This window comes from Stenotrophomonas sp. NPDC077461, from assembly GCF_049545475.1.
Lineage (GTDB): Bacteria > Pseudomonadota > Gammaproteobacteria > Xanthomonadales > Xanthomonadaceae > Stenotrophomonas > Stenotrophomonas nematodicola.
The window spans coordinates 21,776-45,348 of record NZ_JBMWDO010000014.1 but is presented as its reverse complement, the minus strand read 5'-3'; the positions used below and the strand labels follow the sequence as shown (position 1 = coordinate 45,348).

Below are 23,573 nucleotides of genomic sequence, written 5' to 3'. Positions count from 1 at the left end.
ATACGCGTTATGCGAGTCCTTGGTATCGAATCTTCCTGCGATGAGACCGGCGTGGCGGTGTACGACACCGCGCTGTCCGGTGTCGACGCCCTGCGCGCCCATGCGGTCTACAGCCAGATCGCCCTCCACGCTGAATACGGTGGGGTGGTGCCCGAACTGGCCAGCCGCGACCATGTGCGCAAGCTGCTGCCGCTGATCCGGCAGACCCTGGCCGAGGCCGGCATGCAGGTCTCGGACATCGACGGGGTGGCCTATACCGCCGGTCCGGGGCTGGTCGGTGCCCTGCTGGTCGGCGCCGGCGTAGCCCGTTCGCTGGCCTGGGCGCTGGAGGTGCCGGCGGTGGGTGTCCACCATATGGAGGGTCATCTGCTGGCCCCGCTGATGGAAGACGACCCGCCGGAGGCCCCGTTCGTGGCCCTGCTGGTGTCCGGAGGCCATACCCAGCTGGTGGCGGTGGACCGGATCGGCCAGTACCGCCTGCTGGGCGAGACCCTGGACGATGCGGCCGGCGAGGCCTTCGACAAGACCGCCAAGCTGATGGGCCTGCCGTATCCGGGGGGGCCGCAGCTGGCTGCGCTGGCCGAGCGTGGAACACCGGGCAAGTACCGTTTCACCCGGCCGATGACCGATCGCCCCGGGCTGGATTTCAGCTTCTCCGGCCTGAAGACCCAGGTGCTGCTGGCTTGGCGCGACAGCGACCAGAGCGAGCAGACCCGCGCCGATATCGCCCGTGGCTTTGAAGATGCCGTGGTGGAAACCCTGGCGATCAAGTGCGACCGCGCGCTGGATGCCGCCGGCTGCGACGTGCTGGTGGTGGCCGGTGGCGTGGGGGCCAACCGGCGCCTGCGCGCCCGCCTGGACGAGATGGCCCGCCGCCGTGGCGGCCGCGTCTGCTTCCCGCGCCCGGCGCTGTGCACCGACAACGGCGCGATGATTGCCTTCGCCGGCGCGCTGCGGCTGGAAGCGGGGCAGCACACCCCGCCGCAGGTGCAGGTCACCCCGCGCTGGGACATGGCTACGCTGCCGGCGGTGTAGGACGCCTCAGCGGCCGCATCAGACCGGCCGTTGATGCAGGCGCTGGGTCACGGTCTTCTCGCGTTGCATCCAGTGGTCGAACTCTGCGCATTTGGGCGCCACGGCCACTGCGGACCGTACTGCAGCGCGAGTGCATCGGCGATGGCGCTTCGTTCCGGGTTCCCGGCACGTTCCGGACCGGCCCGTTACCATGTTCGCCATCTTCCACGTGGCATTCCTATGGACAAGGTATTCATCGAAGGGCTCGAGATCGACGCCCTGATCGGGATCTACGACTGGGAACGGCGGATCCGCCAGACCCTGCGTTTCGACCTGGAAATGGGCTTCGACAACCGCCGCCCGGCCGCCAGCGACGACATCGCCGATACCCTCAATTACAAAGCCGTCAGCAAGCGCATCGAGCAGTTCGTGCGCGAGTCCGACTTCGGCCTGGTGGAGACACTGGCCGAACGCATCGCCGAGATCGTGCTGCGCGAGTTCAACGTGGAGTGGCTGCGGCTGAAGCTGAGCAAGCCGGGCGCGGTACGCGGCGCCCGCGCGGTCGGCGTGATCATCGAACGCACCGCCACCCAGCACCCGTAATGCCGGGCTCTGCCCGGCAACGCAACCCCGTAGTGCCAGGCTCTGCCCGGCAACGCACACCCGTAGTGCCAGGCTCTGCCCGGCAACGCACACCCGTAGTGCCAGGCTCCGCCCGGCAACGCACACCCGTAATGCCAGGCTCCGCCCGGCAACGCAAACCCGTAGTGCCGGGCTCTGCCCGGCAACGCAAACCCGTAGTGCCGGGCTCTGCCCGGCAACGCACGCATTTGGAGACCCCCCACCATGCTTGATGCGGTAGTGGCACCCCAATGGCTGCAGGACCTGCAGCGCACCCTCGAACCCTGGCCCTGGGCCTACACTCTGGTGGTGGTGGCAGCCGTGGCGCTGGCCGCCTGGCTGGCCAACTTTGTCACCAAGCGGATCCTGCTGCGCGGCCTGCGCAAGCTGGTCAACCGGCTGCCCGGCAATGGAGCGGGCAATGAAGGCCGCAACAACCTGCGGGTGATCTCGCGCCTGGCCAACGTGGTGCCCAGCATGGTCATCGCCGCCGGCGTCCAGGTGGTGCCGGGCCTGCCGCCCCAGCTGGTGGAGTTCGTGATGGGGGCCTGCCGGGCATGGGCGGTGCTGACCGTGGCGCTGGCCGTCTCGCACGCACTGGATGCGGCCAACGATCTATACGAGCGCCGCCCGGACGCGCGCAACAAGCCGATCAAGGGCTACCTGCAGGTCGTGAAGATCGTGGTGTTCGTGATCGCCGGCCTGTCGATCGTGGCGACCCTGCTCGGCGTGAAACTCGGCCCGCTGGTCACCGGTCTGGGCGCGGCCACCGCCGTGCTGATGCTGATCTTCCAGGACACCATCCTGTCGCTGGTGGCCAGCGTGCAGATCAGCGGCGATGGCCGGGTGCGGCTCGGCGACTGGATCGAGATGCCCAGCCAGAACGCCGATGGCGATGTGATCGACATCGCCCTGCACACCATCACCGTGCAGAACTTCGACAAGACCATCACCACCATCCCGACCAAGAAGCTGGTCACCGAGTCGTTCAAGAACTGGCGCGGCATGCAGGAGGCCGGCGGACGCCGGATCAAGCGCGCGCTGTACCTGGACCAGCACAGCGTGGATTTTCTGGATGCGACGGCGCTGGCCCGGCTGGAGCAGTTCGCGGTCCTGCGCGAGTACCTGCGCGACAAGCAGGCCGAGCTGGAGCAGTGGAACGCCGACCTGCGTGCCAAGGGCATGGACGCGATCAACGCGCGCCGGGTGACCAACCTGGGCACCTTCCGCGCGTATGTTGAACGCTATCTGCGCCAGCACCCGGGCATCCATACGGACATGACGTTGCTGGTACGGCAGCTGCAGCCCACCACGGAAGGCCTGCCGCTGGAGATCTACTGCTTCACCCGGACCACCGCCTGGGCCGACTACGAAGGCGTGCAGTCGGATGTGTTCGACCACCTTCTGGCGATCCTGCCGGCCTTTGGGCTGCGGGTATTCCAGGCGTCGAGCGATGCCATGTTGATGGCTGCGCAGCAGCAGCGCGCCTTCGCGGAGTAAGCTCCTCTGCCCCCGGCGGCGCCCCTGCGACGCCGGAATTTCCCCACGGGGAAGAAAAATGAACGCCAAAATCATTCACAACGGGCTCGGGAACGCTAGAATCCCGGCCTTGTAAACGTTTTCATAAGGACAGCCGGTGGCCGCCGATCGCATCGAAACCCTCATTGCCCAGATGACCGTCGAAGAAAAAGTCGGCCAGCTGGGTGTGTTCGCGGACATGGTCCGGCCGTTCGCGCCGGATGTGAATCCGGAAGCGAACGTCAGCAACGCCGACCAGGTGCTGCAACAGGTCCGCGAAGGCAAGGTGGGGTCGCTGTTCAACGGCGTGGGCGTGGAAGCCGGCCGCCGCATCCAGCAGGTGGCGCTGGAAGAGAGCCGCCTGGGCATCCCGGTGATCCTGGCAGCCGATGTCATCCACGGCATGCGCACCGTGTTCCCGATCCCGCTGGGCGAGGCCGCGAGCTTCGAGCCGGAGCTGGCCGAGCGCACCGCGCGCGCCACGGCGGTGGAAGCCACTGCCGCGGGCCTGCACTGGACGTATGCGCCGGCGGTGGACATTGCCCGCGACCAGCGCTGGGGCCGTGGCGCCGAGGGTGCCGGTGAAGACGTGGTGCTGGGCTGTGCGTTCGCCGCCGCCCGCGTGCGCGGCTTCCAGGGCCCGGACCTGCGTGCGGCCGATGCGCTGCTGGCCACGCCGAAGCACTTTGCCGCCTATGGCGCGGTGATGGCCGGCATGGAATACAACATGGTCGACATCTCCCCGCAGACTCTGCGCGATGTCCACCTGCCGCCGTTCAAGGCGGCCTTCGAGGCCGGCGCGCTCACCGTGATGTCGTCCTTCAACGACATCAACGGCGTGCCCGCCAGCGCCAATGCCGAACTGCTGACCGACATCCTGCGCGGCGAATGGCAGTTCCCGGGCGTGGTGATCTCCGATTACACCGCCGACATGGAACTGGTCGCCCACGGTTATGCCGCCGACGACCGTGATGCCACCGCCAAGGCGTTCACCGCCGGGTTGGACCTGAGCATGCAGAGCGGCTTCTACGCCGAACACCTGCCGGGCCTGGTCGCCAGTGGCGAGGTGCCGATGGCCACGCTGGATGAATCGGTGCGCCGCATCCTCAGGCTGAAGGAAGCGATTGGCCTGTTCGACGATCCCTACCGCTCGCTCGATCTGGCGCGTGAAGCCGATACCGCGCACATCGCCGCGCACGACGCGCTGTCGCGCGATGCCGCGCGCCGCTCGATCGTGCTCCTGAAGAACGACGGCGACGTGCTGCCGCTGAAGAAGGCCGGGCAGAAGATCGCGCTGATCGGTCCGTTCGTGCAGGACCGCGACAACATCGAAGGCTGCTGGACGCTGTTCGGCGACAAGTCGCGCTATGTCACGCTGGAAGCCGGCGTACGCGCGGCCATCAGCGATGAGGCCCTGCTGGAAATCGTCCCGGGCTGCGCGCTGGAAGCGCCCCTGCAGGACGGCATCGAACAGGCCGTGGCCGCTGCGCTGCGCGCCGATGTGGTGGTGCTGGCGCTGGGCGAACCGCAGCGCTACAGCGGTGAGGCGCAGTCGCGGGTGGAGATCACCCTGCCGCCGGCGCAGCAGGCGCTCGCCGAAGCGGTGGCGATGACCGGCAAGCCGCTGGTGGTGCTGCTGCGCAATGGCCGTGCGCTGGCGCTGCAGGGGGCGGTCCGCAACGCGCAGGCGGTGGCGGTGACCTGGTACCTGGGCACCCAGACCGGGCCGGCCGTGGCCGATGTGCTGTTCGGCGACTACAACCCGTCCGGCCGTCTGCCGGTGAGCTTCCCGCAGGTGTCCGGCCAGCAGCCCTTCTTCTACAACCATCCGCGCACCGGTCGCCCGGAACTGCCGACCATGTCGGAGTTCAAGGCGCGCTGGCGCGAGATCCCCAACGCGGCGCTGTACCCGTTCGGCCACGGCCTGGGCTACACCACCTTCGACTACGGTGTGCCGCAGCTGAGCAGCGAGATGCTGGGCTGGGACGACACGCTGACCATCACCACCACGCTGACCAACACCGGCGCGGTGGCCGGCGAGGAAGTGGTGCAGTTGTACATCCACGACCGCGTCGCCAGCCGCGTGCGTCCGGTGCGCGAGCTGAAAGACTTCCGCAAGGTGGCCCTGCAGCCGGGGCAGAGCACGCAGGTGCAGTTCACCCTGGATCGCCATGCGCTCGGGTTCACCGGCCGCGACGGCGTGTTCGGCGCCGAACCGGGGCAGTTCGACCTGTGGGTGTGCGCCTCTTCGGCCAGCGGCGAGCCGGTGATCTTCGAACTGCTCGCCGGTTGATCGGCGGTGCCGGCGGCTGGCCGGCACCGCGCTCGTCATCCTTGGCTGACGGCGCCGGCGCTAGGCTGGCAACCCGGCTGAACCGATGGAGCGTCCGATGCGCCTGATCCCATTCCTGGTCCCCACGCTGTTGCTGGCTGCCTGTTCGCAGCCGGCATCGCCACCGGCAGAGACGGCCGCCACGTCGCCACCGGTGGCCAGCACCGCGCCACCCGACGAGGCGCCAGCGGCCGGCCTGTCGCCGGATGCAGTGGAACCGGCCGCCGATGCGGCGCCGCCGCCCGCCGCCCCCGCGCCTGCCGCCGCCGACGACGACGTGCGCCAGCGGATCGACCGTGTTCTCGGTGATGCCGCGCAGTACGAAGCGGTCTTCATCGCCTTCCAGAAGGCGGTCAATGGCGGCGACCGTGCCGCGGTGGTCGAGGAAGTCCGCTTCCCGTTGAAGATCGCCAACGGCGCCACGATCGCCGGCCCGGGCGAGTTCCAGCGCAACTACGAGCGCATCCTGACCCCGGCCGTGCGAAAGGCCATTGCCGCGCAGACCTTCGACACAGTGATGGTCAACCAGCAGGGGGTGATGATCGGCGACGGCCAGGTCTGGCTCAACGGCGCCTGCCTGGACACGGCCTGCAGCCGTACCGAGGTCAAGGTCGTCACCATCCAGTAGGGCAGTGCGCGGCCGCGCCCCCGCCAGACGGCGAGGGCGCCAGGCCAGTGCCGGCGCGGTGCCGGCGCTGCAGGATCAAGCTTTCGGGGTCAGCTTCAGCAGCTTGCCGTTGCTGCCGTCTTCCAGCAGCCAGATCGCGCCGTCGGGCCCTTGCTCCACTTCGCGGATGCGCTCACCCATGAGGAAGCGTTCGGCTTCGCGTGCGTTGTCGCCGTCGAAGGCCACCCGCACCAGCGAGGTCGACGACAGCCCGCCGATGAAGCCGCTGCCCTTCCACTGCGGGAACAGCGTCCCGGAGTAGATGATGAAACCGGCCGGCGAAATCACCGGCGTCCAGGTCACCTTCGGCGCGGCGAACTCGGGCCGGGTGCTGTGGTCGGGAATCTCGCGGCCGTCGTAGTGGTTGCCGTTGGAGACCACCGGGTAGCCGTAGTTCGCGCCGCGCTCGATCAGGTTCAGCTCGTCGCCGCCGGCCGGGCCCATCTCGTGCACCCATAGCTTGCCGCGCGCGTCAAAGGCGATGCCCAGCGCGTTGCGATGGCCGAGCGACCACACCTGCGCGGCCACGCCACCCTGCGAGGCGAAGGGATTGTCGGCCGGCACGCTGCCGTCGTCGTTCAGCCGTACGATCTTGCCGAGATTGCCGCCCATGTCCTGCGCCGGATCGAACTTCTGGCGCTCGCTGGAGGTGATCCACAGCTTGCCGTCCGGCCCGAACGCCAGGCGGTGGCCGTAGTGTCCCTTGCCCTCGACCTTGGGGGTCTGCCGCCAGATCACCTTCAGATCCTGCAGCGCGCCGCTGCCGTCGGGCTGCAGCACCAGTCGCGCACGCGCCACGGCCGCGCCACGGGTGTCGCCTTGACCGGCCTCGGCATAGCTGACGTACAGCAGTTGATTGCGGGCGAAATCCGGATGCGGCAGGACATCGCCGAAGCCGCCCTGGCCGCCGTAGGCCACCGCGGGCACGCCGCTGATGGTGGCGCTGGTGCCGGTGGTGGGGTTGACGTGCTTGAGCGCGCCGCGCTTCTCGCTGACCAGCAGGCTGCCGTCAGGCAGGAAGCTCATCGCCCACGGCTCGTTGAAGGTGCCGACGGCGGTAGCGGCGAACGGCCAGTTCGCCTTTTCGACCGCAGGCGCGGTGGCCGTATCGGCGGCCACGCAGGCGGTGGTGAACAGGGCGGGGGTAAGGCTGATGGCGAGCGAGAGCAGCAGCTTGCGGGTCATGGAGTATCTCCGGAGGGGATGCGATGGCCAGATAGGCGTTGTACACCATGCCTGTCCTCGCCGCGTGCACCATACGTCATTCCCCGTATGCGCCAGTGCGTGGATCGGCTACCGTTGGCGCCAGCCGCCCGTGGGGCGGCCCCGCAGCACTGTCTTCCAAGGGAGTTGGAATCATGAAGCAACAGGTACACAAACCGTCCGCCGCGTTCATCGCCGCCTCGTGGAGCGCGCTGCTGCTGGGCGCTGCTGCTTATCTGGTGGGCCTGTTCAACGCCGAGATGGCGCTCAACGAGAAGGGCTACTACCTCACCCTGCTGCTGTTCGGTCTGTTTGCGGCGGTGTCGCTGCAGAAGAGCGTGCGCGACAAGGCCGAGGCCATTCCCGTCAGCGGCCTGTACTACGCGCTGTGCTGGTTCGCCCTGCTGGCTTCGCTGCTGTTGCTGCTGGTGGGCTTGTGGAACGCCACCCTGCTGCTGAGCGAGAAGGGCTTCTATGGCATGGCCTTCGCGCTGGCGCTGTTCGGCGCCGTGGCCGTGCAGAAGAACACCCGCGACCTGATGGCCGCCAACGGCGCAACGCTGCCGCCGCTGCCGGCCCGGCCGGTCACGCCGCCCTCGCTGGACTGAGGGCGACGCCGGGTGGCTGCGCGGGCCGGTCAGGTCCCGCGCGGCACGCCCTTGTCCAGGTGCGCCTGGCGCAGGGCAGTGGATTCGTCCCAGCCACGGCGCACCGCATTGCGCGCCTGCGCCCAGGTCAGCCTGCTCTTGCCACGCTCCTGCGCCCAGCGCGTTTCCAGCTCGGCTTCAACTTCTTCGTACGCACGGATGATGTCGTCGGCGCGGGAGTAGTGGCCGAGCTGGTAGGCCGGCTCGTAATCGTCGAAGAACTGGCTCTGGTCATAGTACGGTTCGCTGGAGAACCGCTCGCGCCAGTAGTCCGACACGGCCTGGCGCGGCACGCCGTCTTCCGGCACCCGGCCGGGAATCTGGTAGTCAGGGCTCATCTGGTAGCTCCGGTGGGGTGAGGCATCACCGTAGCGGAGCACCGGTTAACGTCATGGGCCAGCGGAGTGAATGCCGCATCAAGCGCCGCGCGGCACATCAGCCCGCATTCCCGCGTGTCAACGCGTCGTCACGTCGCCTTGCGCGGCAGTCTGTAAATCACCGCGCCCACCGCGAAGGCGACCAGTGCCGCCGCAATGTTCTGCCAGCTCGCACTGGCGAACAATGCCAGGCACAGCACCAGCGCCAGCACCGGAATCAGCGGGCCGCCCGGCAGTTTCAGCGCCCCGGGGCGGTCGGCGAAACGCCGTGCCAATACCAGTACCGCCGCCGCTGTACCGATGTAGGCGAACAGACGCGTGGTCATCGACAGCAGCGCCAGCTGCACGAACGACCCGGACAACGCCAGCGCCAGCGCGATCACGCCCTGGGTGACAATGGCCGCCGCCGGTGTGCGGAAGCGCGGATGCACGTTGGCCAGCACCTTCGGCCCGTAGCCGTCGCGGGCCAGCGCGAACAGGAACCGCGGGCCCATCATCATGGTGTTGCTGTTGGTGCCAAGAATGGAGATGGTGGCACCCACCGTCAGGATCAGCGCCAGCGCTTCTCCCCCGAAACTGGACGCGGCATCGGCCAGCGGCGTCGGCGAGGTGGCCAGGTTGGCCAGCGTGCCCTGCGCCACCAGCTGAACCGCGCCATAGATGATGGTGACGCTGACGATCATGGTGATCAGCGCGAACGGGATGTCACGGCGAGGGTTCCTGTACTCGCCTGCGGCGGCCGGAATATTCTCGAAGCCGGCGTAGGCGTACAGCAGCAGCAGCGCCGCCTCGCCCATCCGTTGCAGGTCGTGCGGGTCCGGGCGGACGCCGGAGAAGGCCAGGTCCATGTCAACGTAGAACGCGCCGATTGCCACGAACAGCAGCAGCGGCAGCAGCTTGCCGATCACCAGGATTACCCCGGTGCGTGCGGCCGACCGAACGCCGGCCACGTTCACCGCGGTAAGAAAGCCCAGCGACACCACGATGATCGCAATGCGGCCGATGTCATGCCCGGCCCACGGCCAGAAGCGCGCCACCGCATCGGCCAGCGCATTGCTCAATGCGGCCGCCGAGCTGATCCGGGTCAGCCAGATCATCCAGCCGATCTCGAATCCGGCGAAGCGCCCGAAGGCCTCGCGTGCATACAGATAGCTGCCGCCGGGCTCATCGAAATAACTGGCCGCCTGGGCGTAGCACAGCACCAGCAGCGCCACCACGATGCCCGCAGCCACCACGCCCCACAGGCTGAAGGGCCCGAGCAGCGCCACCGTGGCGGCCGGCAGGAGGTAGATACCGCTGCCGATCACATCGTTGATCGACAGCCCGACGATCTGCCAGCGGCTGACCGCGCGTTCCAGCTGCGGTTCGGACGGGGCGCTCAATGCATCGCTCCGGTCAGGACCGGCAACTGCCACGGCACCTGCAGGTTGTCGTACTCCGTCTTCGGCAGCAGGATGAATGCCGCGCGCGTATCCGGCTTCAGCCAGGCCAGCAGGGCCTTCATGTGACGCGGCTCCATTGCCGTACAGCCGGCCGTGGCCTCGCCCGGCGTGCGCCAGAGGTGGGCGAAGATGCAGCTGCCCCTGCCAGGCGTACGGCTGCTGTTGTGCTCGATCACAAAGCCCTCGCGATAGCGCACATCGCCCTTGTTGTGCAGGTCCAGCCGCATCGGTTCGGTGGATCCTTCCACTGCGGCGGCACCGACGTCCTTCGCATCGACGATGCGGTTGTAGTGGGGCGAGGTGGGCACATCCATGCAGTAGTGGCTGGCCGTCATCGGCTGGTACGGCATCGCACTGGCGATCTTCGACGCATACCCGAACGCAGGGCCGATCTCGAAGATGCCGGCGGGGCTGCGCCCGTCGCCTTCCTGCTTCTGCGGCCCCTGATTGTGCAGCGACGCACGGCCCACGCCCCAGGCACTGCCGTTCCGCCCCACGGCCACGGTGAAGGCGGGGCCGTGCCTGCGCCACGGGCCACTGCTGCTCCGGCGTTCATAGGCCTGCAGCCGGCCCTGGGTGGCGTCCCAGCTGTCGGTGACCACCACGATGGCCTGCCGGCTGTGCGACAGCGGCGGCAACGGGGTGAGTGCGCCAGCCGGCAGCGCGGTGGCGAGAGCGGTGACGGCGAGGGCGGTACGCAGCAGCGGCAGCATCGTGGACTCCGGTAAACCAGGGGTCGATCAGGTGTCGATCAGGTGTTCGATCCGTTCCAGGTTCACCCCGAGCTGGCGGTGGCGGTCCGGGTTGGCGTGGCACAACAGGACGAAGACGAAGTCGAGCAGGGACTGCAGCGAAGCACGGTACAGCAGCTGGGCGACGTGCGGCGCAGGGTCGTGCGCGCAGACCACCAGTGACCGGTCGGCATGCGCGCGCAGCGGATTGGCGCTGTGGCGGGTGATCGACACCACCTTGCCACCCATGTCCTGGAACTGCCGCGACAGCTGGAACAGCTGCGGCAGCTTGCCGAACTCGGAGAACACCAGCATCGCATCACCGGCCCGTGCCGCCGACAGGTTGGCCATCATCAGGATCGGGTCGGCATGGTGCACCGTCAGCATGCCCAGCAGCGACAGCCGCATGGCGAATTCGCGCGCGTACAGGCCGTCGTCGCCCAGGCCATAGACGAATACCTTGGGCGCGCCATCGAGCAGCCGCACGATGGCCTCGACATCGGCCTGTGGATTGGCTAGGCCGGTCTCTTCCTCGGCGGCTGCCTTGCTCAGGCGCAGGCGTGCGGCGATGCCGGCGTAGTCGTCGTCGGCGCTTGGCGACGGCGGGCGGGCCTGTGGATCGTGGCCGGCGCGCGCCACCGCTTCGCCGATGGAGTATTTCAGGTCCGGGTAGCCCTTGAAGCCCAGCTTCTGGCTGAATTTGACCACGCTGGACTGGCTGATCCCCAGCGCACTGGCCAGCTGCTGGGACGAGTAGTCGCGCAGCAGGTGGGCATTGTCGAGGATGAAGTCGGCGATGCGGCGCTCGATCGCCGACATGTGGTCACGCTCGGAGCGGATTTTCACCAGGGGCGGCATGGGGCTCAGCGTGGGTCCGGTTGCAGAAAGGGTAAGCGGGATCAACGGACGGTGGTAGCGCCCGGCTGCGGCCTACCAGCGCGGCGGCGTGATCATCTCCAGTCCGCGCACTTCGGTGATCCCCAGCCCGGGCGCATCGCTGATGGTGATCTCCGATTCGTTGAAATTGACCCCGCCGGTGACCGGGTTGAACTGCCCCAGCGAGGGACCGTCCAGGTCCACCTTGGTGATCACCTCGCTCTTGGCCACCGCCAGGTGCACGGCGGCCGCCACGCTGATGCTCGACTCGATCATGCAGCCGATCATGCACGGCACGCCGTAGATGGCGGCGATGTCGGCGATGCGGATCGCGTTGGAGAGCCCGCCGGTCTTCATCAGCTTGATGTTGATGATGTCCGCCGCGCGCTGCTGGATCAGGTCCACCACCTGGCCGGGATTGAACACGCTTTCGTCGGCCATCACCGGCGTGTTGACGCGGTCGGTCACGTACTTCAGCCCGCTGATGTCGGCCGCCTTGACCGGCTGTTCCAGCAGCTCCAGCACTACCCCGGCCTCTTCCAGCGTGCGCATCGCATACACGGCCTGCTTGGCGGTCCAGCCCTGGTTGGCGTCCAGGCGCAGCAGGGCGCGGCCCTGCACGGCGGCGTGGATCGCCTTGACCCGTTCGATATCCAGGCCGATGTCCTTGCCGACCTTGATCTTCAGCGACTCGAAACCGCGGTCGATGGCCGACAGCGAATCGGCCACCATCTTGTCGATGTAGTCCACGCTGATGGTGATGTCGGTGGTGATCACCGGATCGCCACCGCCGAGCATGCGGTACAGCGGGGCGTTGTGCAGCTGCGCCCACAGGTCGTAGAGCGCGATCTCCACCGCCGCCTTGGCGCTGGTGTTGCGCTCCAGCGAGGACTGGACCAGGCCACACAGATGGTTGAGGTTGGCCACGTCCTGGCCGATCAGGCGCGGCTTGATGAAGGTGGTGATGGCCTCGATGATCGAGCCGTGGGTGTCGCCGGTGATCACCGCGGTGGCCGGCGCCTCGCCGTAGCCGGTGTGGCCACTGTCGGTACGTACCAGCACCACCACATCTTCCACGGTATCCACGGTGCGCAGCGCGGTCTTGAACGGGGTTTTCAGCGGCACGCGCAGCATGCCGAGTTCGATGTCGGTGATCTTCATTCAGGGGTCTTGGCTCGAATGCGCTGGATGTTGGTGATGCGGTCGATGTAGCTGGCGGTGTCGCTGGCCATCATCGGCTCCAGCGGTGTCACCGACACCCCGTTAAGATGTGCCTGCACCCGCGTGCCGTCGGCGCCGGACCAGCTGCCGCCGGCGGTGTCGTGGATCACCCAGGTGCGGCCGTCGAGGTGGCCGATGGTGACCATCACGTGGCCGGGGATGTAGACCAGGTCGCCGACCTGCAGCTGCTGTACCGCCGCCTCGCGACGACCCTTGCCATCCTTCGCGTCGAAGGCGATGCGGTCCAGTGCCGGGCTGACGGCCTGCGCGCTGGTGTTGCGCGGCACGAGCACGCCGACGCTGCGGTAGATCTCCGAAACGAAGCCGCTGCAGTCGCGGGTGTCGTAGTCGTGGCCCCAGCCGTAGCGCTCGCCGAGGAACTTGAAGGCCTGCTGCAACAGCGTGCGCGGGGTCAGCGGCAGGTAATCGGCCGCGCTGTCCTGCGAACGCGGCAGCAGCGCCGGTACCAGCGCCAGGCGGCCATCGGGGTCGCGCACCGGCATCTGCACCACGTGCGCGGCATGTGCCTGCTGGCCGTTGACCGGCGTATTGGCCGGCCAGTCGGCCAACACCGGCAGGCGCACGCCCATGTCCAGCTGCAGACGCGACACGCGCGGTTCTTCGGGCGTGTAGGCGGTGAACGCGGTGGCACCGGTAATCACCCGGTACGGGCCGTGCTGGCCGTAGCCGAGCACCGTCTCGGCATCGCCGATGCCAACGTAGCGCCGCTCGATCCAGGCCGAGTAGCGCTCGCTGGTGATGAACAGCCACTGCCCGTCGGCGCTTTCATGCAGTACCGCCACCGCATCGCCGGGGAACAGGGCCGACTCCTGGAAGCGGTCGATATCGGTGTCGCCCTGCGTGGTGAACACCCGCAACGTGGTCGGGAAGGCGCGCAGCGCGGCGCGATGGGTCACCAGGCCGTACTGCAGCGGGCGCTGGGCCGGCACCGCCTCCAGACCGAGGTTGGCCAGTGCGGCGCGGCGTTGTGCCTCGCTGATGGGCTTCCCCTCCACGCCATACAGCGGCTTGGTCGGCCAGCGCGACAGCGCCTGGATGTCGGCCAGCACCCGCGCGCGCGGCAGCTGCGCCGGCAGGGCGCGCAGGTCGTGAATGGACGGGTCGGTGGCGCGCATGCGCGCGTTCTGCGCGGCGATGCCGGCACGGTCGAGGATTACGCGGTCCGGGTCAGGCAGGCGAGCGGCCCAGAACGCCGGGTCCAGGTACGCCTCGCGCAGGCCGATCACACCCAGGGTGTCGGCGGCCGAGGCGGCAGGCGGCGGGGCATCGGCGGCACCGGCCGTGCCGCCGGCCAACAGCGTCAGCAGCAACGCGCGGGCCAGCCACGGGGTCCGCACGGGGCGGCAGGGGGAAGCCAGGATCATGGAGCGGTCACCCTCCTCGGAAGCGTCAGGAATATTTATTCCTTTTTTCATGGAAAGCAAGAATAAATTATTGACCGACTTCCCACCTCGTGTTACACAGCGATTACCACCCGCACCTTGGGAAGTGTCGCTGTGGATCCTGCTTCGCGCAAACCGTCTTCATGCCGTCGTGCCGTCTGGCGCACCGTTGCCTGCCTGCTGCTGGCGCTGCCCCCGCTGTGGGCCGCGGCGGCCGTGCCGTTGCCGCAGGTGATCGCGCAGATCGACCGTGGCGCGTTCGCCGAAGCCGATACCGCCATTGCCGCTGCGCTGCAGGACGCCACGCTGGGCACGGCCGCGCGTGAGGACTACGCCTTCCAGCGCGAACGCATGGCGCGCATCCGGCTCGACTTCACTCTGGATGCCGAGGCCGCCAAGACGCAGGTGCGCCGGCAGATTCCGGACCTGCGCGACGACGAGTTCGCGCGCTGGGACGCGGCCGGGCTGATCGAGCACCTCGATATCGATGGACAGCGGCGCTACTTCAAGCGCGCACCGTCCAATCTGTTCCGGGTCAGCGCGGAGGCACGCGCGCGGCGGGCGCCCTCGGTACCGGACCCGGTCGATGGCCCCTACGAACACCTCGGCCCGCACCACCACGAGATTGTCGCGGCCGCGCGCGCCAGCGGCGCCACCAGCCTGGTGCCGCGCCGGGTCGAGGTCACCCAGTCGCTGGTGGTCAAGGCCGATGCCGTACCTGCCGGCGAGACCGTGCGGGCGTGGATTCCGTATCCGCGTGCGATCCCCGGTCAGCAGCAGGACATCCAGTGGATCGCCAGCACGCCGGCCGGCGCGCGCATCGCCCCGGAGGCGACGCTGCAGCGCACCGCCTACCTGGAGCAAACCGCCGTGGCCGGCACGCCCACCGCCTTCCAGATCCGCTACGCGGTCACTGTGTACGCGCGGCATGTCCCGATCGACCCGGCCAAGGTGCTGCCCACCCCGGACGATCCGGCGTTGCAGCCCTACCTGGCCGAACGCGCGCCGCACATGGTGTTCACACCTGCGCTGCGCGCGTTCTCGCAGCGCGTGGTGGGCGCCGAAACCAACCCCTATCGCATCGTGCAGCGGCTGTTCGACGCGGTCGACCGGATCCCGTGGGCGGGCGCACGGGAATACTCCACGATTTCCAACATCAGCGACTACGCCCTGCATGCCGGCCACGCCGATTGCGGCCAGCAGACGCTGCTGCTGATGACCCTGCTGCGTCTCAACGGCATCCCGTCGCGCTGGCAGTCCGGCATGGTCTATTCCGATGACGCCGTGGGCTACAACAACCTGCATGACTGGGGTGCGGTGTACCTGGCGCCATACGGCTGGGTGCCGATGGACGTGACCACCGGCCGCCTGGACAGTCCCGAGCCCGCGCTGCGCGACTTCTACCTCGGTGGCCTGGATGCCTACCGCATCGCCTTCAACGACGACTATGCCCAACCGCTGGTGCCGGCCAAGCAGCACGCCCGATCGGAGACCGTGGATTCCCAGCGCGGCGAAGCGGAGTGGTCCGGCGGCAATCTGTATTTCGATCAATGGAACTACGACTTCCAGTCGCACGTGGTGCCGCTGGAGGCCGCGCGGTAATCGGCGGTATCCCTGATTCAACATCTGCAGGAGAGAGCAGGCAATGAAGGTGAATCGATTGAAGCGGGCGGCGCTGTGCGTCGCACTGGGGGCGTGTCTGGGCAGCGTGGCGCCGATGGCGCTGGCGCAGGACGGTGCGGTGGTAGGCAAGCTCGTCACCGATGGCGGGCAGGCGCTGGACAACGCCACGGTGACCGTACGCAATCCGGCCACCGGCTTTGTGCGCTCGGTGAAGGCGGATGCCAATGGCGGCTATCGCATCCCGCTGCTGCCGGTGGGTACCTACGATCTTGAGGTGTCGGTTGGCGGTGGCGCTGCCACACGCGTCGGCCAGGTGGATGTCGGCCTGGGCAACACCACCACGGTCAACGTACCGGTCAGTGGCGTGAACACGCTGGGCACGGTGGAAGTGCGCGCACCGCAGGTGGTGTCGATGGTGGACGTGAAGTCCACCGAATCGGCCACCAATATCACCCGCGAAGAACTCTCGCGCCTGCCGGTGGACCGCGATATCACCGCCGTAGCGCTGCTGGCGCCCGGCGCGGTGAAGGGCAAGGGCTCGCTGGGCGGGCAGGGCATTTCCTTCGGTGGCTCCTCGGTGGCCGAGAACACCGTCTACATCAACGGCCTGAATGTCACCGACTTCTATAACCGTGTCGGCTTCTCCTCGGTGCCGTTTGCGTTTTACCAGGAATTCCAGGTCAAGACCGGCGGCTATTCGGTGGAGTTCGGGCGCAGCACCGGCGGTGTGATCAACGCCGTGACCCGTTCGGGCAGCAACGACTTCAAGGCCGGTGCCGAACTGGTGCTGGAACCGCGCGCCTGGCAGTCGCAGGCGCGCGACCGCTACGACGCCGACGGCAGCCGCTACATCACCGCCAGCCGCGATGACTATTCGCGCAGTGCGCTGAACGTATTCGCGTCCGGTGCGCTGGTGCAGGACAAGCTGTTCTTCTTCGGCATGTACGAAGCGCGCGACTACAGGCCCAACTCCACCAACGATGCCGGCACCGTGCTCAACCGCGGCACCGCAGACGACCCGTTCTGGGGCGGCAAGCTCGACTGGCAGATCACCGACAACCAGATGCTGTCGCTGTTCGGCTTCTCCGACAAGAGCGACACTGTCACCGACGTCTACCGCTACAACTACGACACCGGCCTGGCCGAGGGCGACCGCACCAACCAGATCTACAACACCGTGGGCGGCACCAACTGGTCGGGCACCTACAGCTGGCAGGTCAACGACACGCTGACCATGAAGCTGATGTACGGCGAGAACAAGCGCAACCGCTCGCAGAGCAGTCTGATGGACGAGAACTGCAACCGCGTGTTCGACAACCGCACCGCCAGCCAGGGCGTGCCCACCGATCTGCAGGGCGACCGCAGCTGCACCAGCAGCTCGCAGCTGGAGTCGGCACTGGACACCCGCAAGGCCGGCCGCGCCGACTTCGAATGGTCCATCGGCAACCACCTGCTGCGCTTCGGCCTGGACCGCGAGGAGAACACCTCCGATTACGAGCGCGCCTACCCCGGCCCGGGCGGTCTGCGCTACGACGTGTACTACCGCACCCCCGGCAGCTCGCTCAATGGCGGCGTGGTGCCGGCCAGCGGCCTGGTCGTGCGTACCCGCCGCTATGAAGTGGCCGGCTCGTTCGAGACCATCAACTCGGCTTACTACCTCGAAGACAACTGGCAGGTCACGCCGAATTTCCTGCTCAACATCGGCGCGCGCATGGAAGGCTTCGACAACAAGGGCGGCGACGGCGACAGCTACATCAAAATCGACGACATGATCGCCCCACGCCTGGGCTTCTCCTGGGACATGCGCGGCGACGGCACCACCAAGGTGTTCGGCAACCTTGGGCGCTACTTCCTGCCGGTGGCCAATGTCATCAACATCAAACAGGCCGGCGGCTTCCTCGACGAGCGCACCTGGTACGAGTTCCTCGGCTACAGCGGTGCCTCCAATAACGTGCCCTACCTGGGGGGGCAGATCGGCCCCGTCGACAACTCGCAGGGCGATGGCAGCGTTCCGGACCTGCGCGCCGAGGTGAACCGCGACATGGACCCGGTGTACCAGGACGAGGCGATCCTGGGCTTCCAGCACATGCTCAGCGAATCCTGGTCGGTGGCCGCCAGCGTCACCTACCGCCGCCTGCACAACGCCATCGATGACATGAACATCACCGCCACCGCCCAGTGCGGTGCGGTGGACAGCGTGTGGATCATGGGCAATCCCGGCCGCACCAACACCGTGTGGGGCGACAGCGACTGCGACGGCAGCAACGATGCATGGATCGACATCGACACCTCGCGCGAAGGCTGGGCGCTGTACGACGACGATGGCAACTATGTAGGGCAGCGCGGCTGGGTCAAGCCCAAGCGCGACTACAAGGCGCTGGAACTGCAGGTCGACCGCGCCTGGGATGGCGTGTGGGGCTTCAATGCGTCCTACACCCTGGCCTACGGCCGCGGCAACGCCGAAGGTCCGGTCAACTCCGATACCGACTTCGCCGATTCGGGGCGTACCGAGAACTTCGACAACCCGTGGGTGAACTACCGCGGCTACGGCTACCTGGCCAACGACCGCCGCCACCAGTTCAAGTTCCGCGGCAGCTACGCGGTGACCGGGAACCTGACCGTGGCCGCCACCCTGGGCGTTCAGTCGGGCAGCCCGATCACCCGCTTCGGCGCCGGCAACCCGTTCGACGACACCGACTTCCACAGCTACTACGTGTGCGTGGCCAACTGCCAGGCGTCGGTGCCGCCGTCCGAGCGCGTATTCGTGCATTCGCCGCGCGGTGGCGATGGCCGCACCCCGTGGACCTACGATCTGGACCTGAGCGTGGCCTACAAGGTTCCGGTGCCGCTGGATCTGCGCGTCAAGCTGGCGGTGTACAACGTGCTCAACCAGCAGCGCACCGTGTCGGTGGACCAGGATTACGAGCCGCAGGACAGCATCGGCACGCCCAATCCGCTGTACGGTTTCGGCACCGGGTTCCAGTCGCCGCGCTACGCGCAGTTGACGGTGACCTGGAACTACTGAGTCCCCAGGGCGGCCCGTCCCGCGGGCCGCCGCGGAGAATGCGATGCGCAGCAGGTGGTGTGCCATGTTGGGCCTGCTGGTGGCGGGGAGCGCCCCTGCCGCCGGCACCGGCCCGGCGGCGGCGGTGTTCGACCCGATGTACGACCAGGCCCGTCAGCGGGACGTGGCCGGCATGGCGGTGGCCGTGGTCGATCAGGGCCAGCTCGTCTACGAGCGTGCCGAAGGACCGCGCGGCGACGCCGCCGATACACAGGTCGATGCGGATACCCTGTTCAAGATCGCCTCCAACAGCAAGGCGATGACCGCTGCGCTGCTGGCACGGCTGGTGGAGCGTGGACGGCTGCGCTGGGATGACCCGGTCATCCGCTATCTGCCGCAGTTCCGCATGCACGATCCGTGGGTCACCGGGAACATGCAGGTGCGCGATCTGCTTGTTCACAACAGCGGGCTGGGGCTGGGCGCGGGCGACCTGATGCTGTGGCCCGAGCCCAACCACTTTACCCGCCAGGACATCATTGCCGGCCTGGCCCACCTCAAGCCGGTGACCAGTTTCCGCAGTGGCTATGCCTACGACAACCTCCTGTATGTCGTGGCTGGCGAGGTCGCTGCCGCTGCCGGTGGCAAGCCCTACGACGAGCTGCTGCGCGAGGAGGTGTTCGTGCCGCTGGGGATGACGCGCTGCCAGGTGGGCGCGTGGTCGGTGGCGCAGGTGGGCAATGTGGCCCAGCCGCACCGGCATGCGCACGGCCGGCCGGTGGTCGAGGGCGCCGATGGCGACACCAGCTCCGACCTGCCTTCGATGGCGGCCGGCGGCATCCGCTGCAGCCTGCGCGACATGACCCGCTGGATGCAGGTGCTGCTCGATCCCACCCTGGTGCCGGACTGGCTGGGCAGTGCGCAGCGGCAGGCACTGTGGACCGCGCACATGCCGATGCCGCTGGGCGAGCGCCAGCGTCACTGGGACAACGCGCATGTGTTCGCCTATGGCTACGGCTGGCGACTGTCGGACATGGATGGGCAGTGGAAAGTGGCGCATACCGGGACCCTGTCGGGCATGTACTCCTCGCTGGCGCTGCTGCCCGACCGCCGTGTCGGCGTGGTGATCCTGATCAACAGCGATGCCGAGGACGCGCGCACCGCGCTGATGCAGGCCGCCTTGAAGCACTACACCGCACCGGCGGCGGGAGAGACAGTGGCGGGCTATCTGCGGCAGCTTGATGACGAGCGTGCCGCGCGCCGCAGCGCCGGCCACGTGCGGCCCGATACCCGCGCGCGCCGACCCGCGCCGCTGGCCACCACCGTGCGCTGGCAGGGGCGCTACCGCGATCCCTGGCTGGGCGAGGCGTCGGTGTGCCCCGAACGGGGCGTGCTGCGGCTGCAGGTGGACAAGTCGCCGCGGCTGCGTGGCCGCGTGATGCAGCTTGGCAACCGCTGGCTGGTGCAGTGGGATACGCTCGGTGCCGATGCCGAGGCCTGGCTGCAGCCCGATGACGGCACGCCGCCTGGCATCGCCCTCGCCGCGATCGACCCGGGGATCGACTTCAGTTATGACTACCAGGACCTGCATTTCACCCGCATCGGCGATTGCCCATAGCCTGCTGGCCGTCGCGCTGGCGCTGCCCGTGCAGCCCGCAGGCGCAGCCACGGTGACCGTCTCGTCGGCGCGCGATCTGGCCGAGGCCGGGCTGGTGGACGTGGGCCGGGCCATTCCCGGCCTGGACCTGGATATCCGCTATGCCGGCCCGGACAACTTCACCGCCGCGCCGGTTCCCGGCTACGAGGCACCCAGGTGCTACCTGCTCGCACCGGTCGCTGCGGCGCTGGCCCGGGTGCAGGCCGATCTCCGGCGCGACGGCTTCGCTCTGCGCATTTACGACTGTTACCGGCCGGTGCGGGCGGTGCAGGCGTTCGTCGCCTGGGCGCACGATCCGTCCGAGCAGTCGCGCAAAGCGCTGCAGTATCCGCAGGTGGACAAGCCGGACCTGCTGGATGGCTACATCGCCGGGACCTCCGGCCACAGCCGCGCCGCCACCGTGGACCTGACCCTGCTCGACTGCCGCGCCGGCCCCTGCACCGCCCTGGACATGGGCACCGGTTTCGACTTTTTCGGCGCGCGCGCCCACACCGATGCGCCGGACATCAGCGCCGCACAGCGCGCCCACCGCCAGCAGCTGCTGCGCGCGATGCAGCGCCACGGCTTTGCCAACTACCCGCTGGAGTGGTGGCACTACACCCTGCAGCCCGAGCCCAGCCCCACCACCGCCTACGACATCCCGGTGCGCTGAGCCGCAGGGCCGGGTCGCCCCGGCGCACCGCTACACTGTGCGCTGACCTGCCGACCGGACCGCGATGAACCTGCCACTGCACTTTGGACTGCTGGGAACGCTGGAAGCGGGCCTGATCGCGTTGCTGGTCGGGCTGCTGGTGTACACCCTGTGGCACCGGCTGTGCCGTTGGGCGCAGTGGTCGATGGGCCACGCCATCGGCTGGTCGTGCGTCATTGCGGTGATCGTCTCGGCCGGCATCGATGCCTGGAAGCTGTTCTACATGGGCATGATGCGGCTCGAATCGCCGTTGTATGCGCGGTTGTTCCTGGCCAGCATCCACGATCCGAACGAACTGGGCTCGCGCGTCGTGCTGGAAGTGGCCGGCGCGTTGGGCGGTGTCGCCCTGGGCTGGATGATATTCAGTTCGCGCTCAGGCGAAAAAAACGCCACCCACCACTGAGTTTCCGTTCGCATCCGGTTAAATCCGGGCCGGTTGAATGCATGTCTTACTGTCTGCTCACCTGCGCGTAACCAGGGCGGTAATCCACGCCCTGGGCCGGGTGGTTAAGACCGTGTGCGGGCGTTGATCGCGACGCAATATCGATTCACAAAAGGGCTGGCAGGGTGGAGGCCGTGCGGAAACAACGGCCGCGCAACATCCACCCAAGGAGACCACCCCAATGACTATTCGCAACCGCAAGCCCCTGATCGCCCTGATCGTCGCCGCCGGCAGTGTGTTGGCCATTCCGGCGATGGCCCAGTCGGCCCAGCAGAGCGCCGCGCAGGCCCAGACCCAGGCGGCGCAGGCGCAGCAGGCGGCAGCGCAGGCCGGTGACGCTGCCGATGCAGCGTCCGGTGCCGCGGCACAGGCCTCGGCCCAGGCCAACGGTGGCGGCGGCCAGACCTGGGCCAGCGTCGACACCGACGGCAACGGCACCATCAGCAAGGCCGAATCCCAGGTCAACGCCGGCCTGGCCCAGGTTTTCGACCAGGCCGACACCAACAAGGATGGCGAACTCAGCCCGGATGAATACAAGGCGTATGTCGCCGCCCAGCAGGGCGCGGCTGCCGGCAACGGCGCACAACCGGGCAAGTAACGCGATCCCGCACAGGCAGGGCCCGACACCGCTGGACACCGGTGAACGGCAGTGAGGGGGAAGGGCGGCTTCGGCCGCCCTTCTTTTTGCCTGTTTCCGTCATTGGGCGCGATGCCCGGTGTTGCTATCCTTGGCCGATGATGACCTCCATGCCCACGCCGCAAGGCGCTATCGGCCTGGTCGGTTTTGACGGTGACGACACGCTGTGGAAGAGCGAAGACTATTACCGCAAGGCCGAACAGGACTACCTCGACATCCTGTCGCGCTACATCGACGTCCACGACACCCGGACTGCGCGCCACCTGCTGGAAGTGCAGCAGCGCAACCTCGGCGTGTTCGGTTACGGCGTCAAGGGCATGACCCTGTCGATGGTTGAAGCGGCCATCGAGATCACCCGGCAGATGATCAGCGCGCGTGACCTGCAGCAGATCCTCGACATCGGTCATGACACCCTGCGTCACCCGGTGGAACTGATTGACGGGGTGCGCGAGTCGGTCACCGAGATTGCCCGCGAGTACCCGGTCGTGCTGATCACCAAGGGCGACCTGTTCCACCAGGAAGCCAAGATCAAGGTGGCCAACCTGCGCGATCTGTTCCCGCGCATCGAGATCGTGTCGGAGAAGGACCCGGAAACCTACGCACGCGTGCTCGAAGAGTTCGACCTGCCGATCGCGCGCTTCTGCATGGTGGGCAACTCGCTGCGCTCGGATATCGAGCCGGTGATCACGCTGGGCGGCTGGGGCATCCATACCCCGTACGCCGTGACCTGGGCGCATGAAACCCAGCACGGGGTGGCGGACGACGAGCCGCGCATGGTCGATGCCCCCACCGCCTTCGATTGGCCGCAGGCACTGCGCGCCATCGAAGCCAAGGCTGTGCAGGCCTGACACGCATGCAGCGCTGCGGCAGAATCGTCCCATGACCCTGCGCACGCTGCTTGCCCTGTTGCTGCTGGTGCTGCCTCTGGCCGCACCGGCACAGCAGACACCGGAGAAGTCCGCGGCCTATGCCGTGGCCACCGGCGATGACTGGGTGGATGCGCAGCTGCGAGACATCAACCACTACGCCGAGCGCTACCCCGACAGTTTCCTGGACGAGGTCTCGCGCTATGCCGGCGTCCCACGCGGCTATATCGCCGCGCTGATGTACACCCACGGCTGGCAGGCCGGCGACATCTACTTCGCGTGCTTCTGGGCCCATGCCATCGGCCGGTCGTGCCGCGACAGCGTGCAGGCTTGGAGCCGTGCCGTGCCGGCCGAGGGGCAACCGCGCCAGTGGCAGGACGTGGTGCAGGACCTGCCGGTCGCGCCGCAGAACCTGCACTGGCGCGCGCTGCGCCACGCCATCGTGGCCAGCCACGACCACTGGGACCGTCCGGTCACCCTCGACGCCACCCTGCAGCGCCAGCTCGGCGACCACGCCCAGCGCCAGCGTGCCGCGCGCAGTTCAACGTCCACGCCCTGAAGCGGCGGCCGTTCGCGGCATCGGTGGATTCGTGCTGCTATGCAG

The 23,573-nt window shown here is 67.9% G+C and carries 21 protein-coding genes; 14 read left to right on the top strand and 7 right to left on the bottom strand.

Going from position 1 to position 23,573, the window contains the following annotated elements; genetic code table 11:
• The first annotated feature begins 9 nt into the window (after window positions 1-9).
• From tsaD to ACPEH8_RS18920, 5 genes are all read left to right on the top strand, one after another.
• Complete coding sequence (gene tsaD / locus ACPEH8_RS18940) at window positions 10-1,035, top strand: tRNA (adenosine(37)-N6)-threonylcarbamoyltransferase complex transferase subunit TsaD (RefSeq protein WP_136007123.1); 1,026 nt, start codon at window positions 10-12, stop codon at window positions 1,033-1,035.
• A gap of 219 nt (window positions 1,036-1,254) precedes the next feature.
• The gene (gene folB, locus ACPEH8_RS18935; protein ID WP_136007126.1) at window positions 1,255-1,617 is read left to right on the top strand and encodes a dihydroneopterin aldolase; all 363 of its coding nucleotides are present in this window, start codon (window positions 1,255-1,257) and stop codon (window positions 1,615-1,617) included.
• Between the two features lie 243 nt (window positions 1,618-1,860).
• The gene (locus tag ACPEH8_RS18930; RefSeq protein ID WP_017357565.1) at window positions 1,861-3,135 is read left to right on the top strand and encodes a mechanosensitive ion channel family protein; all 1,275 of its coding nucleotides are present in this window, start codon (window positions 1,861-1,863) and stop codon (window positions 3,133-3,135) included.
• A 136-nt stretch (window positions 3,136-3,271) separates the two neighbouring features.
• The gene (locus tag ACPEH8_RS18925; RefSeq protein ID WP_423667817.1) at window positions 3,272-5,446 is read left to right on the top strand and encodes a glycoside hydrolase family 3 N-terminal domain-containing protein; all 2,175 of its coding nucleotides are present in this window, start codon (window positions 3,272-3,274) and stop codon (window positions 5,444-5,446) included.
• 97 nt (window positions 5,447-5,543) lie between these two features.
• Window positions 5,544-6,113, top strand: coding sequence for a hypothetical protein (locus ACPEH8_RS18920; RefSeq protein WP_423667815.1), 570 nt, complete (start codon window positions 5,544-5,546; stop codon window positions 6,111-6,113).
• A gap of 75 nt (window positions 6,114-6,188) precedes the next feature.
• Here the strand turns inward: ACPEH8_RS18920 and ACPEH8_RS18915 are convergent, their stop codons facing one another.
• Window positions 6,189-7,337 carry a PQQ-dependent sugar dehydrogenase gene (locus ACPEH8_RS18915; protein ID WP_423667812.1) on the bottom strand — a complete coding sequence of 383 codons (1,149 nt, stop codon included), beginning with the start codon at window positions 7,335-7,337 and terminating at the stop codon, window positions 6,189-6,191.
• A 173-nt stretch (window positions 7,338-7,510) separates the two neighbouring features.
• Here ACPEH8_RS18915 and yiaA point away from each other — a divergent pair, with 173 nt between their 5' ends.
• Window positions 7,511-7,963, top strand: coding sequence for an inner membrane protein YiaA (yiaA, locus tag ACPEH8_RS18910; RefSeq protein WP_017357500.1), 453 nt, complete (start codon window positions 7,511-7,513; stop codon window positions 7,961-7,963).
• A gap of 29 nt (window positions 7,964-7,992) precedes the next feature.
• On the opposite strand, the gene ACPEH8_RS18905 is transcribed toward yiaA, so the two are convergent.
• From ACPEH8_RS18905 to ACPEH8_RS18880, 6 genes are all read right to left on the bottom strand, one after another.
• Window positions 7,993-8,340: a hypothetical protein gene (locus tag ACPEH8_RS18905; RefSeq protein WP_017357501.1), complete on the bottom strand. Its 348-nt coding sequence runs from the start codon at window positions 8,338-8,340 to the stop codon at window positions 7,993-7,995.
• A gap of 128 nt (window positions 8,341-8,468) precedes the next feature.
• Window positions 8,469-9,761 (bottom strand): APC family permease, encoded by a 1,293-nt coding sequence (locus ACPEH8_RS18900; RefSeq protein ID WP_017357502.1) that lies wholly within the window; start codon window positions 9,759-9,761, stop codon window positions 8,469-8,471.
• Entirely contained in the window at window positions 9,758-10,534 is a 777-nt protein-coding gene (locus ACPEH8_RS18895) for a L,D-transpeptidase family protein (RefSeq protein WP_136007074.1), read from the bottom strand. Before ACPEH8_RS18895 ends, ACPEH8_RS18900 begins: the two co-directional genes overlap by 4 nt.
• A 27-nt stretch (window positions 10,535-10,561) precedes the next feature.
• Entirely contained in the window at window positions 10,562-11,410 is an 849-nt protein-coding gene (locus tag ACPEH8_RS18890; RefSeq protein ID WP_017357504.1) for a MurR/RpiR family transcriptional regulator, read from the bottom strand.
• A gap of 72 nt (window positions 11,411-11,482) precedes the next feature.
• Window positions 11,483-12,589 carry a dipeptide epimerase gene (locus ACPEH8_RS18885; protein WP_017357505.1) on the bottom strand — a complete coding sequence of 369 codons (1,107 nt, stop codon included), beginning with the start codon at window positions 12,587-12,589 and terminating at the stop codon, window positions 11,483-11,485.
• Window positions 12,586-14,034, bottom strand: a complete 1,449-nt coding sequence (locus ACPEH8_RS18880) for an SH3 domain-containing protein (protein WP_423667809.1) — start codon at window positions 14,032-14,034, stop codon at window positions 12,586-12,588. Before ACPEH8_RS18880 ends, ACPEH8_RS18885 begins: the two co-directional genes overlap by 4 nt.
• Window positions 14,035-14,166: 132 nt before the next feature.
• Between ACPEH8_RS18880 and ACPEH8_RS18875 the strand changes: the two genes are divergently transcribed.
• The 8 genes from ACPEH8_RS18875 (at window position 14,167) to ACPEH8_RS18840 (ending at window position 23,528) form a co-directional block, all read left to right on the top strand.
• Window positions 14,167-15,654, top strand: a complete 1,488-nt coding sequence (locus tag ACPEH8_RS18875) for a transglutaminase-like domain-containing protein (RefSeq protein ID WP_166472530.1) — start codon at window positions 14,167-14,169, stop codon at window positions 15,652-15,654.
• A 43-nt stretch (window positions 15,655-15,697) separates the two neighbouring features.
• Window positions 15,698-18,700: a TonB-dependent receptor gene (locus ACPEH8_RS18870; RefSeq protein WP_017355914.1), complete on the top strand. Its 3,003-nt coding sequence runs from the start codon at window positions 15,698-15,700 to the stop codon at window positions 18,698-18,700.
• 64 nt (window positions 18,701-18,764) lie between these two features.
• Window positions 18,765-20,294 carry a serine hydrolase gene (locus ACPEH8_RS18865; protein WP_423667806.1) on the top strand — a complete coding sequence of 510 codons (1,530 nt, stop codon included), beginning with the start codon at window positions 18,765-18,767 and terminating at the stop codon, window positions 20,292-20,294.
• A complete protein-coding gene (locus ACPEH8_RS18860) occupies window positions 20,248-20,985 on the top strand; it encodes a M15 family metallopeptidase (protein WP_082316382.1) in 738 nt (245 codons plus the stop codon). Before ACPEH8_RS18865 ends, ACPEH8_RS18860 begins: the two co-directional genes overlap by 47 nt.
• A gap of 64 nt (window positions 20,986-21,049) precedes the next feature.
• Window positions 21,050-21,427 carry a hypothetical protein gene (locus ACPEH8_RS18855; protein ID WP_313160710.1) on the top strand — a complete coding sequence of 126 codons (378 nt, stop codon included), beginning with the start codon at window positions 21,050-21,052 and terminating at the stop codon, window positions 21,425-21,427.
• Window positions 21,428-21,647: 220 nt separating this feature from the next.
• The gene (locus tag ACPEH8_RS18850) at window positions 21,648-22,064 is read left to right on the top strand and encodes an EF-hand domain-containing protein (protein ID WP_017355910.1); all 417 of its coding nucleotides are present in this window, start codon (window positions 21,648-21,650) and stop codon (window positions 22,062-22,064) included.
• Between the two features lie 137 nt (window positions 22,065-22,201).
• Entirely contained in the window at window positions 22,202-22,951 is a 750-nt protein-coding gene (locus ACPEH8_RS18845) for an HAD family hydrolase (RefSeq protein WP_017355909.1), read from the top strand.
• 31 nt (window positions 22,952-22,982) lie between these two features.
• Window positions 22,983-23,528, top strand: a complete 546-nt coding sequence (locus ACPEH8_RS18840; RefSeq protein ID WP_136007083.1) for a hypothetical protein — start codon at window positions 22,983-22,985, stop codon at window positions 23,526-23,528.
• Window positions 23,529-23,573: the final 45 nt, after the last annotated feature.

Coding starts and splice junctions, on each gene's coding strand:
- tsaD (WP_136007123.1), top strand. CDS start 10: ATGCGAGTCCTTGGTATCGAATCTTCCTGCGATGAGACCGGCGTGGCG.
- folB (WP_136007126.1), top strand. CDS start 1,255: ATGGACAAGGTATTCATCGAAGGGCTCGAGATCGACGCCCTGATCGGG.
- ACPEH8_RS18930 (WP_017357565.1), top strand. CDS start 1,861: ATGCTTGATGCGGTAGTGGCACCCCAATGGCTGCAGGACCTGCAGCGC.
- ACPEH8_RS18920 (WP_423667815.1), top strand. CDS start 5,544: ATGCGCCTGATCCCATTCCTGGTCCCCACGCTGTTGCTGGCTGCCTGT.
- ACPEH8_RS18915 (WP_423667812.1), bottom strand. CDS start 7,337: ATGACCCGCAAGCTGCTGCTCTCGCTCGCCATCAGCCTTACCCCCGCC.
- yiaA (WP_017357500.1), top strand. CDS start 7,511: ATGAAGCAACAGGTACACAAACCGTCCGCCGCGTTCATCGCCGCCTCG.
- ACPEH8_RS18905 (WP_017357501.1), bottom strand. CDS start 8,340: ATGAGCCCTGACTACCAGATTCCCGGCCGGGTGCCGGAAGACGGCGTG.
- ACPEH8_RS18895 (WP_136007074.1), bottom strand. CDS start 10,534: ATGCTGCCGCTGCTGCGTACCGCCCTCGCCGTCACCGCTCTCGCCACC.
- ACPEH8_RS18890 (WP_017357504.1), bottom strand. CDS start 11,410: ATGCCGCCCCTGGTGAAAATCCGCTCCGAGCGTGACCACATGTCGGCG.
- ACPEH8_RS18885 (WP_017357505.1), bottom strand. CDS start 12,589: ATGAAGATCACCGACATCGAACTCGGCATGCTGCGCGTGCCGCTGAAA.
- ACPEH8_RS18880 (WP_423667809.1), bottom strand. CDS start 14,034: ATGATCCTGGCTTCCCCCTGCCGCCCCGTGCGGACCCCGTGGCTGGCC.
- ACPEH8_RS18870 (WP_017355914.1), top strand. CDS start 15,698: ATGAAGGTGAATCGATTGAAGCGGGCGGCGCTGTGCGTCGCACTGGGG.
- ACPEH8_RS18865 (WP_423667806.1), top strand. CDS start 18,765: ATGTTGGGCCTGCTGGTGGCGGGGAGCGCCCCTGCCGCCGGCACCGGC.
- ACPEH8_RS18860 (WP_082316382.1), top strand. CDS start 20,248: ATGACTACCAGGACCTGCATTTCACCCGCATCGGCGATTGCCCATAGC.
- ACPEH8_RS18855 (WP_313160710.1), top strand. CDS start 21,050: ATGAACCTGCCACTGCACTTTGGACTGCTGGGAACGCTGGAAGCGGGC.
- ACPEH8_RS18850 (WP_017355910.1), top strand. CDS start 21,648: ATGACTATTCGCAACCGCAAGCCCCTGATCGCCCTGATCGTCGCCGCC.
- ACPEH8_RS18845 (WP_017355909.1), top strand. CDS start 22,202: ATGATGACCTCCATGCCCACGCCGCAAGGCGCTATCGGCCTGGTCGGT.
- ACPEH8_RS18840 (WP_136007083.1), top strand. CDS start 22,983: ATGACCCTGCGCACGCTGCTTGCCCTGTTGCTGCTGGTGCTGCCTCTG.